This window comes from Pseudoalteromonas sp. 20-MNA-CIBAN-0454 (genome assembly GCF_040308685.1).
Lineage (GTDB): Bacteria > Pseudomonadota > Gammaproteobacteria > Enterobacterales > Alteromonadaceae > Pseudoalteromonas > Pseudoalteromonas nigrifaciens.
Window position 1 is genome coordinate 189,783 of record NZ_JBEOOB010000001.1, and the last position, 16,613, is coordinate 206,395.

11 protein-coding genes are annotated in these 16,613 nt (G+C 40.4%); 2 read left to right on the forward strand and 9 right to left on the reverse strand.

Features of this window, described 5'->3' with window-relative positions; genetic code table 11:
• Nucleotides 1-25: 25 nt before the first annotated feature.
• The 9 genes from hrpA to AAEZ22_RS00945 form a co-directional block, all read right to left on the reverse strand.
• Nucleotides 26-3,913 carry an ATP-dependent RNA helicase HrpA gene (gene hrpA / locus AAEZ22_RS00905; protein WP_182676876.1) on the reverse strand — a complete coding sequence of 1,296 codons (3,888 nt, stop codon included), beginning with the start codon at nt 3,911-3,913 and terminating at the stop codon, nt 26-28.
• Between the two features lie 127 nt (nt 3,914-4,040).
• Nucleotides 4,041-5,075: an isoaspartyl peptidase/L-asparaginase family protein gene (locus tag AAEZ22_RS00910; RefSeq protein ID WP_089368012.1), complete on the reverse strand. Its 1,035-nt coding sequence runs from the start codon at nt 5,073-5,075 to the stop codon at nt 4,041-4,043.
• Between the two features lie 122 nt (nt 5,076-5,197).
• A complete protein-coding gene (locus AAEZ22_RS00915; RefSeq protein WP_011327828.1) occupies nt 5,198-5,902 on the reverse strand; it encodes a SapC family protein in 705 nt (234 codons plus the stop codon).
• Nucleotides 5,903-6,243: 341 nt separating this feature from the next.
• Nucleotides 6,244-6,954, reverse strand: a complete 711-nt coding sequence (gene pgl, locus AAEZ22_RS00920) for a 6-phosphogluconolactonase (RefSeq protein WP_182676874.1) — start codon at nt 6,952-6,954, stop codon at nt 6,244-6,246.
• On the reverse strand, nt 6,954-8,429 hold the full coding sequence (gene zwf, locus AAEZ22_RS00925) for a glucose-6-phosphate dehydrogenase (RefSeq protein ID WP_011327826.1): 1,476 nt from the start codon (nt 8,427-8,429) through the stop codon (nt 6,954-6,956). Before zwf ends, pgl begins: the two co-directional genes overlap by 1 nt.
• 299 nt (nt 8,430-8,728) lie before the next feature.
• Nucleotides 8,729-10,375 (reverse strand): glucose-6-phosphate isomerase, encoded by a 1,647-nt coding sequence (pgi, locus tag AAEZ22_RS00930; protein WP_182676872.1) that lies wholly within the window; start codon nt 10,373-10,375, stop codon nt 8,729-8,731.
• 272 nt (nt 10,376-10,647) lie between these two features.
• On the reverse strand, nt 10,648-12,906 hold the full coding sequence (locus AAEZ22_RS00935) for an aminotransferase class V-fold PLP-dependent enzyme (protein ID WP_182676870.1): 2,259 nt from the start codon (nt 12,904-12,906) through the stop codon (nt 10,648-10,650).
• A gap of 133 nt (nt 12,907-13,039) precedes the next feature.
• A complete protein-coding gene (locus tag AAEZ22_RS00940) occupies nt 13,040-14,113 on the reverse strand; it encodes an AI-2E family transporter (RefSeq protein ID WP_011327823.1) in 1,074 nt (357 codons plus the stop codon).
• Entirely contained in the window at nt 14,106-14,324 is a 219-nt protein-coding gene (locus tag AAEZ22_RS00945; RefSeq protein ID WP_011327822.1) for a hypothetical protein, read from the reverse strand. The genes AAEZ22_RS00940 and AAEZ22_RS00945 overlap by 8 nt, the downstream gene beginning before the upstream one ends.
• A gap of 146 nt (nt 14,325-14,470) precedes the next feature.
• On the opposite strand from AAEZ22_RS00945, the gene AAEZ22_RS00950 reads away from it, so the two are divergent.
• Together AAEZ22_RS00950 and bepA are read left to right on the forward strand one after the other, a co-directional pair.
• Complete coding sequence (locus tag AAEZ22_RS00950; protein WP_089368010.1) at nt 14,471-15,136, forward strand: hypothetical protein; 666 nt, start codon at nt 14,471-14,473, stop codon at nt 15,134-15,136.
• A 1-nt stretch (nt 15,137) separates the two neighbouring features.
• Nucleotides 15,138-16,595, forward strand: a complete 1,458-nt coding sequence (bepA, locus tag AAEZ22_RS00955) for a beta-barrel assembly-enhancing protease (protein ID WP_011327820.1) — start codon at nt 15,138-15,140, stop codon at nt 16,593-16,595.
• Nucleotides 16,596-16,613: the final 18 nt, after the last annotated feature.

Sequence of the window (16,613 nt, forward strand, 5' to 3'; positions counted from 1 at the left end):
TTAAGCTTAATAGTAGATACACCTTTTACTCTATTTCTTTTATTGCATTTAACACACGTTTTGCCGAAATTGGATACGGAGTACCCAAGGTCTGTGCAAATAAAGACACTCTCAACTCTTGCTGCATCCAAAAGATAGCTTCTACCTCTTTTGGAATTGGCATCCCTTTAGGGGTTTTGTTTGCTTGCTTTTTATACTCTTGAGCCACTTTATCAAGCTCAAGTACACATAATCTATCGCGATTTGGATCTATGGGTAACTTTTCTAAACGTTTTTGAATCGCTTTTAAATAACGGATTAAGTCACTTAGCTTAGTTGCCCCATGTTGGCTTACAAAGCCTTTAAAAACAAGAGACTCTAATTGCGATTTAATATCTCCATGCGCAGTGATCATGGTTAAATCTACCCGTCCTTTCATTTTTTTATGTAAGGCATGGGCTATACTTAACACTTGCTCTACTTGCGTGGCAATTTCAACTACAGCGTCACCAAGCTCACCACGTATATGCTCTTTTACATTTTCAAACGCGTCGCTGGTGCGAATGTCACCGTACTTTAATAATAAGCTATCAACACCGGCGGCAATGCAGTCATCAATTAAATCGGCTATTTTACCAAAAGGATTAAAATACAATCCAAGCTTAGCCTTATTTGGTAAGTTTTGCTGCAAATACTTTATTGGTGAAGGCACATTTAATAATACTAATCGGCGCAGCCCTTGTTGATGGGCAACCTGTGCTTTTACTTCGTTATCGAAAAGCTCAATAGCAGCAGTTGATTTTTTATCCACCAGCGCCGGATACGCTTTAATTTCGTATTGCCCTTGTTTTTTTACATATGAATTAGGTAGCTCGCCAAAATCCCACTGCGTTAAGTCTGCTTTTTCTATGCCTTTATCGGCTACTTTGGATAATGTTTGCGTTACTTCGCCTTGTAGCTGCGCTTTAAGTTTGGCTAAATCTAGGCCACGCGCGAGTAACTTATCGTTATCGCCACGTACTTCAAACTGCAAACGTAAATGCGCTGCCAAGGCACTTAAATCCCAGGCATCAGGGTCAACTCGCACCCCTGTCATTTTTAATAGTCGATTACTAAGTGCGTCAATTAAACTCCCCTGCAATGGCTCAATAGCCGCCAAAACAGCATCGGCGTAGTTAGGCGCAGGTACAAAATTACGGCGCAGTGACTTAGGCAATGATTTAATTAAACCACTTATTAACTCATGTCGAAACGCAGGTATATGCCAGTCAAAGCCGCTTTCTTGCACTTGGTTTAATAGCGCAACCGGTATTTGTACCGCCACACCATCAACCGCTTGACCGGGATCGAAATGATACGCTAAAGGTAAAATTAAATTATCTTGCTGCCAAGTATCTGGGTAGTCAAACTCGGTAATACTGCTTGCACCATGCTGCATTAAGTCATCGCGGCTCATTTGCAAATAGTGTTTATTTTGTTGTTTTTGCGTTTTATACCATTTTAAAAATGCTGCACGATTATTAATTTCTTTTGGAATTTTTTTATCGTAAAACTCAAATAAAGTTTGCTCATCAACTAAAATATCGCGCCTGCGTGACTTGTTTTCAAGCACTTGAATATCTTCAATCAGCTCGCGGTTAAACTCTAAAAAGCTTTCGTTTAACCCCAGTTCTTGCTCAACTAATGCGGTGCGAATAAACAGCTCACGGCTCACTTTAGGATCAATATTGCTATACACGCAGCGGCGCTTATTGACGATTAGCAGGCCATATAAGGTTTGTTGCTCAAAGGCGATTACCGCACCGGGTTTTTTCTCCCAATGTGGCTCTGTATAACTGCGCTTAACCAAATGCTGCGCCAGTGGCTCAACCCAGTTAATGTCTATTTTGGCGTTAGTGCGGGCATATAATTTACTGGTTTCTACCAGCTCTGCCGACATTAGCCATTTTGGGCTCTTTTTAAATAACCCCGACCCCGGAAAAATATGAAACTGGCTATTACGCGCGCCTTTATAAATTTGTTTTTCATCTTTAAAGCCAATATGGCTAAGCATACCGCTCAGTAATGCTTTGTGAACTTGCTCACCGTCGGCAGCATTCGATGTGGCTTTCATACCCATTTCGTTGCATACGGTACTTATTTGATAAACAATATCTTGCCACTCACGAAGGCGCATATAAGCGAGGAAGTCTTTTTGGCAGAGTTTTCTAAACTGGCTATTAGTCAGTTCGCTTTGTTGCTCTTCTAAATAATTCCACAAGTTTAAAAATGCAATAAAGTCTGAATCAGGATCATCAAAACGGCCGTGTTTTTCGTTTGCCGCAGCACGTTTTTCTTGCGGGCGCTCACGGGGGTCTTGAATAGACAGTGCCGCCACTATAATAATTACTTCACGTAGCGCACCGAGCTTATGTGCGGTTAACACCATTTTAGCTAAACGCGGATCGACCGGTAAACGGCTTAATTCTCGGCCTGACTGGGTAAGCGCTGTTTTGTCGTTACGTTTAGTGGGATGTACTGCTTGGAGTTCCTCAAGCAAGGTTAAACCATCGCTAATATTACGACTATCTGGGGCTTGCACAAACGGAAACTGCGCCATGTCGCCTAAACCCAGCGCTAGCATTTGTAAAATAACCGAAGCTAAGTTAGTACGTAGTATTTCAGGATCGGTAAACTCTGGGCGCGATAAAAAGTCATCCTCAGCGTATAAACGAATACAAATACCCGCCTCTACGCGGCCACAACGTCCCATTCGCTGATTTGCACTGGCTTGCGATATTGGCTCTATAGGCAGGCGCTGTACCTTGGTGCGGTAACTATAACGGCTAATACGCGCCGTACCCGGATCAATTACATAACGAATCCCCGGTACGGTTAACGATGTTTCGGCCACGTTGGTCGATAAAATAATATGGCGGCGCGAGTGCGGTGCAAATATACGGTTTTGCTCGGCGTTTGATAGTCGCGAATAAAGCGGTAATATATCAGTGTGTTTTAAATTACGTTTACTGAGAGCATCGGCGGTATCGCGTATTTCACGCTCACCATTTAAAAATATTAAAATGTCGCCAGGGCCTTCTGCACACAGTTCATCTACAGCATCAAAAATACCTTGCAGTTGGTCGCCTTCGGCTTCCATATCCTCTTTATTTATCTCAGTAACTGGGTTGTAACGTACATCAACCGGGAAGGTTCGCCCTGATACTTCTATAATTGGCGCATCATCAAAGTGCTTTGAAAAACGCTCTGGATCGATCGTTGCTGAGGTAATTATTATTTTTAAATCGGGGCGCTTAGGGAGTAAATTTTTTAAATAACCTAAAATAAAGTCAATGTTTAAGCTACGTTCGTGCGCTTCATCAATAATAATGGTGTCGTATTGATTTAAAAATCGATCTTGTTGAATTTCGGCAAGTAAAATCCCGTCGGTCATTAGTTTAATATAGGTATTATTCGAGACCTGATCACTAAAGCGTATTTTAAAACCAACTTGTTGGCCAAGTTCACACTGCATTTCTTCTGCAATACGATTAGCCACCGTTCGTGCTGCTAGTCGCCTTGGTTGGGTGTGGCCAATTAAGCCATCAACCCCACGCCCTAGCTCTAAACACATTTTAGGAATTTGCGTGGTTTTACCTGAACCGGTTTCACCTGCAATAATAACCACTTGGTTATTAGCAATGGCGTTTTTAATCACATCCTTTTTTTGACTCACCGGTAATTGCTCTGGGTAAGTCACTTTAGGCAGAGCCGCTAAACGCTGCGCGCGCAGTGCTTGGCTACGGGTAATGTCGGCCGCTATTTTTTCAAGCGCGTTGGCATGCTTATTCTCATCGGTTATTTTTTTTACGCCATGTAAGCGTTTTTTAAAAATGAATTGATCTTTTTTCAAGCACGTCTTTAGCTCGCCAAACAACTGACCTAGGTTTACCACCCGCATACCTTATAAAATTAGTAAAAGAGCCGCAATTGTAGCAAATTAAATGGCTGGGGTTAATCCTACAAAGTGCATAACGCTTAGTAGTTTGTTATATAAGCCACCAGCCAAACAAATAAAGCGCTTATTCGCCTTTAAAAATGCCTACATAAGTGGCTTGGGTATTTGATTTACTGGCTCTGTACATACCTGAGGTATTAAACGGCAAACTAATATTACCTTTAGTATCCACTATAATAACACCGCCCGTACCGCCTATTGGTGCAAGTACCCCATTAATCACTTCGTCCCCTGCTTGCGTTATGGTTTTACCTTGGTATTTAACGCGCGCACAAATATCGCTGGCTACATTGTAACGAATAAAATACTCACCATGGCCGGTAGCCGATACCGCACACGATTCATTTTCCGCAAACGTTCCTGCACCAATTACCGGCGCATCACCAATACGGCCATAGCGTTTGGCGGTCATACCGCCGGTTGATGTACCAGCTGCTAAATTGCCATTTTTATCCAGTGCTACCGCACCAACCGTGCCCATTTTATAGTTATTTGGCAAGGCTTTATGCGCCGCTTGATAATCTTTACTGGTTGCTTTGGCTTTATCTAATTTTTGCTTTGCTTTTAATAATGCTTTATAGCGGTGCTCGGTATCAAATAAGTTATTTTCGATTAAGGGAATACCTTGCTCTTTAGCAAATTCTTCAGCGCCTTGCCCACTGAGCATGACGTGTACTGAATTATCCATAACCAAACGTGCTAAATTAATTGGGCTCTCTACATGCTTAACACCTGCAACTGCGCCCGCCTGACGATTACGACCATCCATAATTGATGCATCGAGCTCATGGCTGCCATCGTAAGTATAAACCGCGCCACGCCCTGCATTAAAATAAGTAGACTGCTCCATCACTTGAATCGCTGCCGTTATGGCATCTAAGCTTTCGCCGCCTTGCTCAAGTACTTTATAACCGGCCTCTACCGCTTGGGTTAATTTAGCACGATAAGCTTGCTCTTCTTTGGGCGTAAATTTACTTTTTTCAATCGTGCCCGCACCGCCATGAATGGCAATAGCAAAAGGTACTTCTGCGCTTAAGGCGTTATTGCTTACGCTAATAAAACTAGTGGCGATAAGCGCCATTAAAAGTGATTTTTTCATAATGAGCTCTTATAAACTTCAGTGAAACCAATGTGGATGGTCGCTAACTATTTATCAAGTAAAGTAAGTTTAAACACATAAAAAAAGCGCCCAAAGGCGCTTTTTTTTGCTGGTTTAAATTATTACGCTTGTTGCGCTTTTAAACGAGCTAAACGTGCTACTTGATGCGTAGACGTTAAAAAAGAATAAATTGGTGCTAAATAACCACGTTTACGTAGCTCTAAAAAGTCAGCATCACTTAATTCATTAAGTTTTTTCTCATCGATAAGGTAAATACCGTTGATGTCTTTTTTCTCGCCTTTAATATCAACTGTTAGCGTTTGCGCTACTAAAAGCTCTTTATCGGCTAAAAACTTCGTAAAAGCATCTGTGATCTGTGAAAACTCAATAAACGATACTAATGCTTCTTTACGACGCTTTAAGTAGTCAGTTTCTTCGCCGTTTTCAAACAACGCATTACCTTCTTCTTCGCCAACTAATGGGCTCGCTTCGTCAATAACAATACCGTATTGATCTTGATCTGGGTGTTTTACTAAACCTAGTGGGTAGCGCGTCGTAGCCATTGGTGCAAATGCTGCCGTCCACTTATCGCCTTCAACAAACAAGTTTTCGCCTGGCTCAAGGCCAAACATAGCAACTGCTTGAAAAGTGCCTGTTTCGTTATTTTTAACGAAAGACATTGGAAATTCATTCGCTATACGCGCAAATTCATGTGCAACTACTGGCACTAAATGTTGCGTTTTCATAAATTCTACATTGATGCCGTTTTTAATTTTAGTATTGGCATGTTTTTCGTTGTGTAAAGGCTGTACTTGTTGCTCCGCCATGTTACTGCTCCGTTTATTTTTAATTTGTATGTTTCTTTGTTAATACCTTTAGGCTAATGCTTTTGAGCAAAAAAAGGAAGGGAAACTTTTATGACAACCGTTTTGATAAAATAAAATTTAAATAAATCTGAACCTTGCCAAAAAACGTACACATAACAAGGGTTAAATCTGCTTAAAAAGCACACACAGCAAGGCTATTTAACATACAGGCTTGTTTTTAATGTTAACCTGTTTTAACAAAATCACGTTACTAACCACGTTATTTTGGATAATAATTACACAAATAAAAAGGCAGCTAGTTATAGCTGCCTTTTTATTTGTTCATTCGCACTCATTTTAAATTACGGCGCCCAATAAACCTCAATATTAATACTTGGGTGATTTAGCACTGCGCGCAGTGGCATGTCGTTTACATCTCCGCCCGCTTTGGCTTGCTTATACACAGCGAGTTTTTCATCACCGCTAATAAGTAGCTTAACCACTTTAGATTGCGCTATCGCGTTTAATGTAAGTGTCATACGCTCAGTTATACTGCCAGTTACATCACTTTCAATGGCATTAATTGCACACACCAGTTGATCCGAGTTTAGGCCTATTTCTAAACCCTCTGCATGTGGGAATAATGACGCAGTATGACCATCTGGCCCCATACCTAAAATAGTCACATCATACGGGCGTTTTAACGCAGCATAAGCAGCTTCACACACTGCAGTGCCTTGCTGCGCTGTCTCGGCGCTATTTTTCATCGTGACAAAGTTAGCCGCAGCACCATAGTTTTGTAATAACGTGCTGTTAATAAATGCTTCGTTACTTTTTTCGTGGCTCGCATCTACCCAACGCTCGTCAACCATAGCAACATCAACATGTTGCCAATTTAAATCAAGGGTTGATAAATGCTTATACGCCGCAGCAGGGGATGAACCGCCCGATACCATTAATACTGCACGGCCATCATTGCTTATGCCATCACGTAATGATTGTTCAAGTGTTGCTGACAGCTCTGCTGTAAGCGCCTCTTTACTATCAAAAAACTTTTCAATTATTGTTGCCATTATGCTCCCTTATCACCGGTGTTAAACCATACATGGTTGTTCTCTGCTAATAATTCGTCAGCATCTTCTGGGCCCCAGCTACCTGCACGATAAAGCGCCGGTTTGCCTTTTTCTTGCCAGCGGTCGATGATTGGATCAATCCACTTCCATGCTTGGCGTACTTCATCACGATGGATAAATAACGAAGGATTATTAGCGGCTGCATCTAGCATTAAGCGCTTGTAGGCATCTGAGTGAAAACCATTGCTATAGGCTTGTGAAAGCTCAATATTCATCGTTACTGGCTCAAGCTGCATTTCAAGGTTATCTAAGCGTTTAGACATCAATGTTAGCTGAATAGTTTCCTCTGGTTGTAGGCGAATCACCAAGCGGTTTGGCTCTATTTCGCCTACGCTGTCTTCGTATACATTGTGTGATACTTTTTTATATTGCACTACAATTTCAGCACAGCGTTTAGCCATGCGTTTACCAGTGCGCAAATAAAATGGCACACCTGCCCAACGCCAGTTATCAATATGCGCTCGAATACCTACAAAGGTTTCGGTTTTACTTGAACCTTCATTAAGCTCTTCTAAGTAACCTGGTACAATTTTACCGTTTAGATCACCTGGTACATATTGGCCACGAATAATATTTTTATCTACGTCGCTGCCAATAAGTGGACGCAGCGCTTCCAATACTTTGAGCTTTTCGTTGCGAATACTATTGGCATTAAGTTTATGGGGTGATTCCATTGCTACTAAACATAACAGTTGTAACAAGTGGTTTTGAACCATATCACGCAGCGCACCGGCTTTGTCGTAAAAGCCTGCACGGGTTTCAAGGCCCACAGTTTCTGAAATGCTAATTTGAATATTATCGATTGATTTAGCATCCCACATGTTTTCAAACAACGAGTTTGAAAAACGCAGTGCCATTAAGTTTTGAACAGTTTCTTTACCTAAGTAATGATCAATTCGGAAAATTTGCTCTTCGCTAAAATACTCTGCGATTTTTCCATTGATAGCCTCAGCAGATTCACCACAATAACCAATAGGCTTTTCAACCACTACACGTGAAGTAGGCGTTATTAAGTTTTTAACAGATAATATTTCACAGCAAGTGCCGTACACAGCAGGTGGTAGTGATAAATAAAATACGCGAGATTTAGTGCTGTCGTGCTCATCTAAAATACCTTTTAGCACATCCCAGTTATCGTCAGGGGCTGTTACATTGCTAACAACAGGTACTAAAAAAGTAGCAAAGGCTTTCCAATCTTTAGCATTAAACTCATCCTTTGCTAAAAACTCTTTTAAGGCTTTGTGTGCTGTTTCTATGTACTCAGCACGTTGGGTTTCTTCGCGTACCGTTGGCAAAATACGTGAGCCTTCAGGTAAATTACCTTCTTGATATGCTCGATACATTGCAGGTAGTAATTTGCGTAACGCAAGGTCACCACCGCCCCCAAAAATTATAATATCAAAAGGATTAAGCATAGTTACTCTCTACGTTTGTGCTACCTGGCACTACCCGTTAGGTAATCAGATATAGCGGTTTATTGCTTGAATGATGTCGGTTTTTATAAATATATTTGCACAAAAACCTGCTTTGTTATGCTGTGATGATGATGTTTTTTATTTAACCACACTGCTGGCTATTTATTATTAATTTTATCATCTGCGCTTAAAAATGGGCCTTAGGGAACTGTAATTCCTCTCACAAAAATACAGTCCCTAAGTACACCAGCGCTACCCGTTCAAAGGTATTTGGTTGCTTATGTTACTAAGCTAAATTTTTACTGCGTACGATGTTGCTTATAATACGCCATTAAGCCATTAGTTGAACTATCATGAGCATATTTAACGCGCTCATCAACTAACTCGGCTTCTATTTTTGATGCTAATCCTTTACCTAGCTCAACACCCCATTGATCAAATGAGCAAATTTCTAAAATAATGCCTTGGCAAAAAATCTTATGCTCATACAACGCAATTAAGCGCCCTACCGTTTTAGCGTCTACGCTATCTAGTAACATAGAGGTAGTTGGGCGGTTGCCTTGATGAATTTTGTGCTTTAGTAACTCATCTATTTGTGCCTGAGATTTACCCTTAGCGGTTAAATCTGCGGTGATCTCTTGCTCATCTACGCCATTCATTAGTGCTTCTGTTTGCGCAAAAAAGTTCGATAATAAAATATCGTGATGTTTATCAACGTTTACTTGCGGCTTAATTGAGGCAATAAAATCAGCCGGTACAATAACATTACCTTGATGCAAACATTGGTAAAATGCGTGTTGCCCGTTAATCCCGGTCATACCCCAAATAATTGGCACTGTTGTATAAGGCACAGTTTCACCCGCAAAGTTAACATGCTTGCCGTTACTTTCCATTTCACCTTGTTGTAAGTACGCAGGCAGCATGTGCAGCGCTTGGTCATAAGGTAAAATAGCTTGCGAGGTGTAACCTAAAAAGCTGGTATTCCACACACTTAATAATGCCATAATAAGCGGAATATTTTGCTCTAGTGGTGCGTTTTTAAAGTGCTCATCAACTTCGTATGCACCCTCTAAAATTGCTTCAAAAGCGTCATATCCTGCATATAATGCAATCGGTAAACCAATAGCGCTCCATAATGAAAAGCGACCACCAACCCAATCCCACATCGTAAATACGTTGTCGTTACTAATGCCAAACTCGGCTGTTTTTTCTAAATTAGTGCTCACCGCAACAAAATGCTTAGCAATAGCGGCGTTATCTTTAGCTGTTTGTAAAAACCAATCAACCGCTGTTTTAGCGTTGGTCATTGTCTCTGACGTGGTAAACGTTTTTGATGCAATAACAAACAAGGTTGTTTCAGCATCAATATTTTTTAATACCGAGGCAATTTGTACCCCGTCAGCATTCGACACATAATGTACATTTAAGGTATCGTCACTTAATGCTTTTAATGCTTCGGTTGCCATTTGCGGGCCAAGGTTTGAACCACCTACACCTATACTTACTACATCTTTTACTGGCTTACCACTGTAGCCTAACCACTTACCACTGCGTACTTTTTCAACAAACAGTTTAATTTTAGCAAGTTCGTTATCAACCAACTCAGTTACATTTTCACCATCAACAATAAGTGGCGTATGAGCGCGGTTACGTAATGCTGTGTGTAACACTGCTCGGTTTTCGGTGATATTAATTTTTTCACCGTTAAACATTTTTTCACGCCAAGCGCTAATGTCACACTCTTTAGCTAATGCAATTAACTGCGTAAAAACATCTTTATCAACACGTTGTTTTGAGTAATCAAATAATAATCCAGGGATTTGCGTAGAAAACTGAGAAAAACGCGCGTCATCTTTAGCAAATAAATCCCTAAGATGGCTTTGTTTCATCTTGGTTGCACTTTTTTCAAGCGCTTGCCAACTTGCTAATTGCGAACGGTTAGTCATGTAAACATCCCCTAAAATATTAATCTATTGATTTAAATGTATTTATTATATAAAACTTAGTTAATTAACATATATAGCAAAGTTAAAAATGAGCTGTTTTTATATTTTATGCTGTGAATGATAACGTAATTTTTTGCTTTTGACACCGGTATCATAAAATTAATATATTAATTTAACAACCCATTCAGAGGCGACTCAGTTAGCTTAATTTGGCAAATAAATAAAAAGGCCGACAAATGCCGGCCTTAATTATATTTATTTGCTAACTAATTTTAACTTCCCAGTGCCAAACCGCCATTTAAATTATAAACCGAGGTATAACCTAGCTCAATTAAATTAGCTGCTGCCAACTTTGAGCGGTTACCACTGCGGCACACTAAAATATATTGATTATTTTTATCTAGCTGCTGCTCTACTATTGCGTTTGCCATACGACTAAGCGGAATATTTAAGGTTTTAGCTGTAGCAACATTTAACAGCGATGAAATATTATTAGCGCCATGCTCATAGGGTTCGCGCGTATCAATTAAATATACATTGCCGTGGCTGAGCATTTCTTTTGCCTGTGAATAACTCAATTGCTGTGTATTTGTATCTGGTTGCGCATTTACATAACCACAAAGCTGGTTGTTATTATCTGTTTGTTTTTGCTCATCGTGCTGCTGCTTTTTAGCAGCAAATTCATCTTTCGTTATTTGCTTAGATAATAATGCGCTCAATAAAGGAGTTTGCTGTTGTTGCACCGCCCAGTTCATAGCAAAACACTGTTGGTAATCGTGTCCTGAGCAAATAACCGCCTCTGGGGTTAACTGCTGCGCTAATAATATTAACGAGTCAGCCATTTGCTCTGCACTACCACCAAGCAAATGAGTATTACCCAGCCCCGCTGGTAAAATGAGATCACCACAAAAACAATAGCGAACCTCACCCGAGGCTTCTTTTAATAAGTAACTCACACTGTCTTGGCTATGCCCAGGTGTGGCAAGTTTTTCTAGGCGTTGCCCATTTAAATTAATCACCGTTTGGTTAACTGGCCAACCCAATTGATCAACTTCTCCTGCTACTAAACGTGCTGCTAACACACTGCGTAATAGGGTAATTGCACTATTACGCTCTTGGTGAGCATGGGTGTCTAAAATAGCGGCTATGGTTAAATTTTGCGTATTGGCTATTTTTTCAAAGCGCGGTATTAACTCTATAATAGGGTCGATGATCACCGCTTGGTTGTTGCTATTAACATATAACCAGCTGCACGCGCCTTGGTGCCTAAATTGGGTTAAGCCTAGTGCACATAATTCCTGCGTAGGTGTAGCGCTGTCAGATACTACCAGGCAATTTGCTTGTAATACTTGTTTAAGGGCGCGAATTCGCTCACAGGCATGGTCAATATCTTGTTGCGTGGCGGCAGGTCCAAACGATAAACGTATGGCGTTTTCACTTTGCCACTGGCTTGCACCCATTGCATCTAGTACAAAACTTTGTGAAGCACCAGTACTACACGCAGAGCCGCCGCTCACGCGTATGCCGGCAGCATCAAATAAATCAATAACTTCTTTACTGGTTAAGTCGTTAACCGCAAAATTAAGCGTGGTGGGCACTGAGTATGCAAAATCATGGTTAAAGGTAATGGCACCAAATGTATCGCTTATTGCATTGTGTAATTGGCTGCGATATTGCGCAAGCACAGCACTTGATTTAAACGTGCCATCGGTTTTATCTAATAACAAACTAAATAACTTATTAAGTCCTGCAATACCAGGGAGATTTTCAGTACCTGAGCGCATACCACTTTCTTGCCCGCCACCGGCTATAAATGCCGTATAAGCACTGCCTTGACGAATATATAATAAGCCAATGCCTTTGGGAGCGTAGAGTTTATGGCCCGAAAACGGTGCGTAATCTATTGTTGTTTCGCTCAACATAAGCTGCTGCTTACCTAATGCTTGAACGCAATCGACCATCCAAGACACGCTGCTATTGCGATTACGAATAACCTGCTCTATTGCCGCTAGATCTTGGTATACACCGGTTTCATTATTAACCGCCATAGTGCAAATCATCAGCGCATCATCAATATGCTGAGCAATAAAATCTAAGTCTAAAATACCGTTACTATCAACCGGAATAGCAAGTACTTGAGCGTTAATCTCTAGCACTTGATTCCAATGTTTTAGGGTATTTGGTACTGCTTTGTGCTCTGTAGCGCCATAAAGTAACACCGGATTTTTTTTATTATGGGTTTTAGCATTTATCAGCGTAGACACTACAGCCGTTTGAATACCTTCGGTTGCCCCTGAGGTAAATAAAATATCACCATTATTAGCGCCAATTACCGCGCGTGCTTTTTGTCGAGTTTGCTCCAATAAGTGCTTAGCTTGAATACCCGTTATGTGTGGGCTAGAAGGATTACCAAAACAGGTTTGCATTGCATGGCACACCACATCAACTATGCATGGCAACACAGGGGTCGTTGCATTTGCATCAAGGTAAACTTGTTTTACTGGCTCATCGGGTAATAAATACTCAGACATTAAAAAACGCACCTTATTACTAATAAATATATCTTATACCAATATTACATAGTTTTGGCTGCAATAGATAATAATCAATTAGTTTTAAAGATGCGTTTTCTATGCTTTTTTATACTTAAAGCGGTGTTAACTTTTAGCTCAGCTCTTTAATGATTTCTTCTTGAGTAGATGACCACGCATTGATCAGCGCTTTGACTAATGACGCCAGTGGAATGGCAAAAAATACGCCCCAAAAACCCCACAAGCCACCAAAAAACAATACCGCTACAATAATAAATACCGGATTTAAATCAACCGCTTCAGAGAACAATAAAGGCACTAGTACATTGCCATCAAGCGCTTGAATAATACCGTAAATAATTAAAATGGTCCAAAATTGGGTTTCAATTCCAAACTGAAACAACGCCACTGCCGCCACCGGAATGGTTACCAATGCCGCACCCACAAAAGGGATCAACACCGAAAAGCCCACTAATACTCCCAATAACGCAGCATAGCGTAAATCAAGTACCGTAAAGGCAATAAACGACACCGAGCCAACAATCAGTATTTCAAACACTTTACCGCGAATGTAGTTCATTATTTGCTGATTCATTTCATTCCACACCTGCATTATTAAGCGTCGTTGTTGCGGAATAAGTTTAGCAATACTGTGGCTAAGCTCTAGTTTGTCTTTAAGCATAAAAAACACTAACAAGGGCACTAAAATTAAGTAAATTAACCACGCAACCGCATCTTTTAAAGACGTGAGCGACACCGACAGCACTACTTGACCAAATTCAATTACTTTAGTCTCTACTGTTAATACAATTGTTTGTACTTGTTCTGCAGTAATTAAACTAGGGTACTGCGCAGGCAAGGCCAATAAAAACGATTTTCCTTGCTCTACCATATGCGGTGTTTCTTGAAATAAATTACTGGTTTGCTGCCACAGCACAGGGCCAATAACTAAAATAAGTGTCAGCATAATACCTGTAAATATAAGCATAACAATTACTGTAGCGGTAAAACGCCTTAACCCAAAACGCTCTAAGTGCAGTACCGGCCAATCGAGTAAATAGGCAATAATAAGTGCCACCAATACCGGCACTATCAAAGATCCAATAAAATATAATAAGGCTACTAACGCCAATAATAAAAATAATAAAGTAACTGAATGAGGATCAGAAAACTTTTTTTCGTACCACGCTTTTATATATTCAAACACGTAATGGCTCCACTAATAACATTCCTTGGCGCTTATTTAAGGTATAACAATATGCATGCTTTTGTAAAAATCGTTCAATGTCGTTTATATTTTCTGCATTATTAAAACTAAAAGTAATACTTTGTTGTAACGACACGGCTTTACGCAGCCCAAGTTTAAATTGAATAAACTGCTGTGGGCATTTATAAGCTGATAAATTTTGCTCTAGCATACTCGTTTCACCTTGAGTTCACATCAATAATAAGTCCCATAGTCACCACCTAAAAATGTATTAAGTGTGAACATGCATAACTTTTCCTTAAAACAACCTCGGCAATAGTTTATCCTTAGGGCATAATTAGCAGTAAGGATAGGTTAATGCCTGGCACGCATAATAAAGCGCAATTACCCAGTAATCCAACACTCAAAGAGATTAATTGGTATAAAAAACAAATAAATTGGGGCGAATTACCACCTTTTTATCACCTTGTTGCCTCATCGGTCAGCGAAGCTGAAGGTATTTTAGAACATGGGTTTGATAATGCAGTAAAAAGCCTTTTAGACAAACGTAATTGGAACCTTGATCTACTTGACGGCTACGAAACCGAGCTAGGCGAAATTCAATGTAATAAAAAGCCACGCATTGCACTGCATCAAGTATTTACCGATCGTGGTTTTGAGCTTTGGGCTCAACCGTACGCTAAAGATGTTATTATTGATCAATACGTTAAAAATAATCGTTTTATGGAATTTAAAGTATGGGATCCACTTTCCATGAAGTGCTTAATTAGAATAAATCAATTACATACATTTATTGGCTTTTATTTTGAACGTGGAGACAAAGCCGATAAAGCTATTATTTTACACGCACACAAGGTAGTGCATAAAATTATTACTTTTTTACAAATACAATTGAACGTAGTAAAGCTAGATGGGGTCACAATAAAAGCGCTTTATCAATTATGTGAAAAAGACAGCCGTGCATGCAGTGACGAAATAAACATTGCCAAAATTGCTCTTGGTGAACCAATTAACAGGGAATAAAATGCAGCTAAAATCAGCCTTTATCACTTTATGTAGTGCCGCGCTTACATTTAGCCTATTAGTAAGTGAGCCTTTAAAGGCGCAAACAAACTTTAAATTGCCAGATTTAGGTACCTCAGCCTTACAAGTGCTGCCGCTCGAAAAAGAACAAGCGATTGGCGAAGTAATGATGATGCAAATTAGAGGCTCGTCGCCAATAATTAACGACCCTGTGCTTGATGAGTACTTAACCACAGTGGGCCGTAAACTTGTGGCTAGCGCCAATGATGTGCGGTTTCCGTTTTCATTTTTTTGGTTAAATAACTCTGAAATAAACGCCTTTGCATTTTATGGCGGCCATGTTGGCGTACACACCGGATTAATTGCGCAAGCTGATGATGAAAGTCAATTTGCATCGGTACTTGGCCATGAAATTGCCCACGTTACCCAGCGCCATTTAGCACGGCGCCTACAGCAGCAACAAGACAACAGCGCAATGACTATAGCCGGAATGATTGCCGGTATTTTAGCCGCTGTCGTCGTGCCCGATGCTGGTATTGCTATTATTTCAGCAAGCCAAACACAATCGGCATTTAGCCAACTAACGCATAGCCGCTCAGCAGAGCAAGAAGCCGACCGTATTGGTATGCAAACGCTTAATAATGCAGGCTTTGATCCGCGTGCATCAAGTGAATTTTTAACTAAACTCGCTGCGCAAATTCGTTATAAATATAAGCCACCTGCGTTTTTACTTACTCACCCGCTTCCTGAGAGCCGTGTGTCTGATGTAAGATTGCGTGCGCAGCAATACCCTAAACGCCAAGTAAACCCGAGCCTTGAGTTTAACTTAGCAAAGAGTCGCGTGCTGGCAAGATACGACAATAAACCAGAAGCAGCAGAATCGCTGTTTAGAAAATTAATTCGCGAAAATAGCTACAATAATGCCGCCCTAAAATATGGCTTAGGCATTAGTTTGCTGGATCAAAAAAAGCTTGATGAAGCGCAGCCTATTTTAGATGAACTACTAAAAAGCGATCCTAAAAACTTATTTTATATAGATACCTATACCGATTTATTAATAGCGCAAAAAAAGGCCGCTGAAGCCGTTACCTATTTAGCAGAATTAAACAATTACCGCCCTAACAATCAGGTAATTACGCTAAACTATGCCAACGCAGCCCTAGAAGCAAAGCAATACGAGCTTGCCGAAAACATCTTAAAAAGCTTTTTACTAGAAAAACCAGATCACAGCTTAGGTAAGCAACTATTAACCGACGCCTATAAAAAGCAAGAAAAACTCGCCGCCTATCACGAAGCCAATGCCGATGTATTATCGCAATACGGCGCTTATTTAAAAGCTGCCGACGAAATACAAAAAGCACTCAACTTTATTGAGCCAAACGAGCTAGTTAAACAACAAAGGTTAAAAGCGCTACTTACACAATACCGACTTTTACAAAAAGAGCTTGCTAGGCTTTAAGTCTACAAGCGCTTGGCC

Coding starts and splice junctions, on each gene's coding strand:
- bepA (WP_011327820.1), top strand. CDS start 15,138: ATGCAGCTAAAATCAGCCTTTATCACTTTATGTAGTGCCGCGCTTACA.
- AAEZ22_RS00945 (WP_011327822.1), bottom strand. CDS start 14,324: ATGCTAGAGCAAAATTTATCAGCTTATAAATGCCCACAGCAGTTTATT.
- zwf (WP_011327826.1), bottom strand. CDS start 8,429: ATGCTTAATCCTTTTGATATTATAATTTTTGGGGGCGGTGGTGACCTT.
- AAEZ22_RS00935 (WP_182676870.1), bottom strand. CDS start 12,906: ATGTCTGAGTATTTATTACCCGATGAGCCAGTAAAACAAGTTTACCTT.
- AAEZ22_RS00910 (WP_089368012.1), bottom strand. CDS start 5,075: ATGAAAAAATCACTTTTAATGGCGCTTATCGCCACTAGTTTTATTAGC.
- pgi (WP_182676872.1), bottom strand. CDS start 10,375: ATGACTAACCGTTCGCAATTAGCAAGTTGGCAAGCGCTTGAAAAAAGT.
- pgl (WP_182676874.1), bottom strand. CDS start 6,954: ATGGCAACAATAATTGAAAAGTTTTTTGATAGTAAAGAGGCGCTTACA.
- AAEZ22_RS00915 (WP_011327828.1), bottom strand. CDS start 5,902: ATGGCGGAGCAACAAGTACAGCCTTTACACAACGAAAAACATGCCAAT.
- AAEZ22_RS00950 (WP_089368010.1), top strand. CDS start 14,471: ATGCCTGGCACGCATAATAAAGCGCAATTACCCAGTAATCCAACACTC.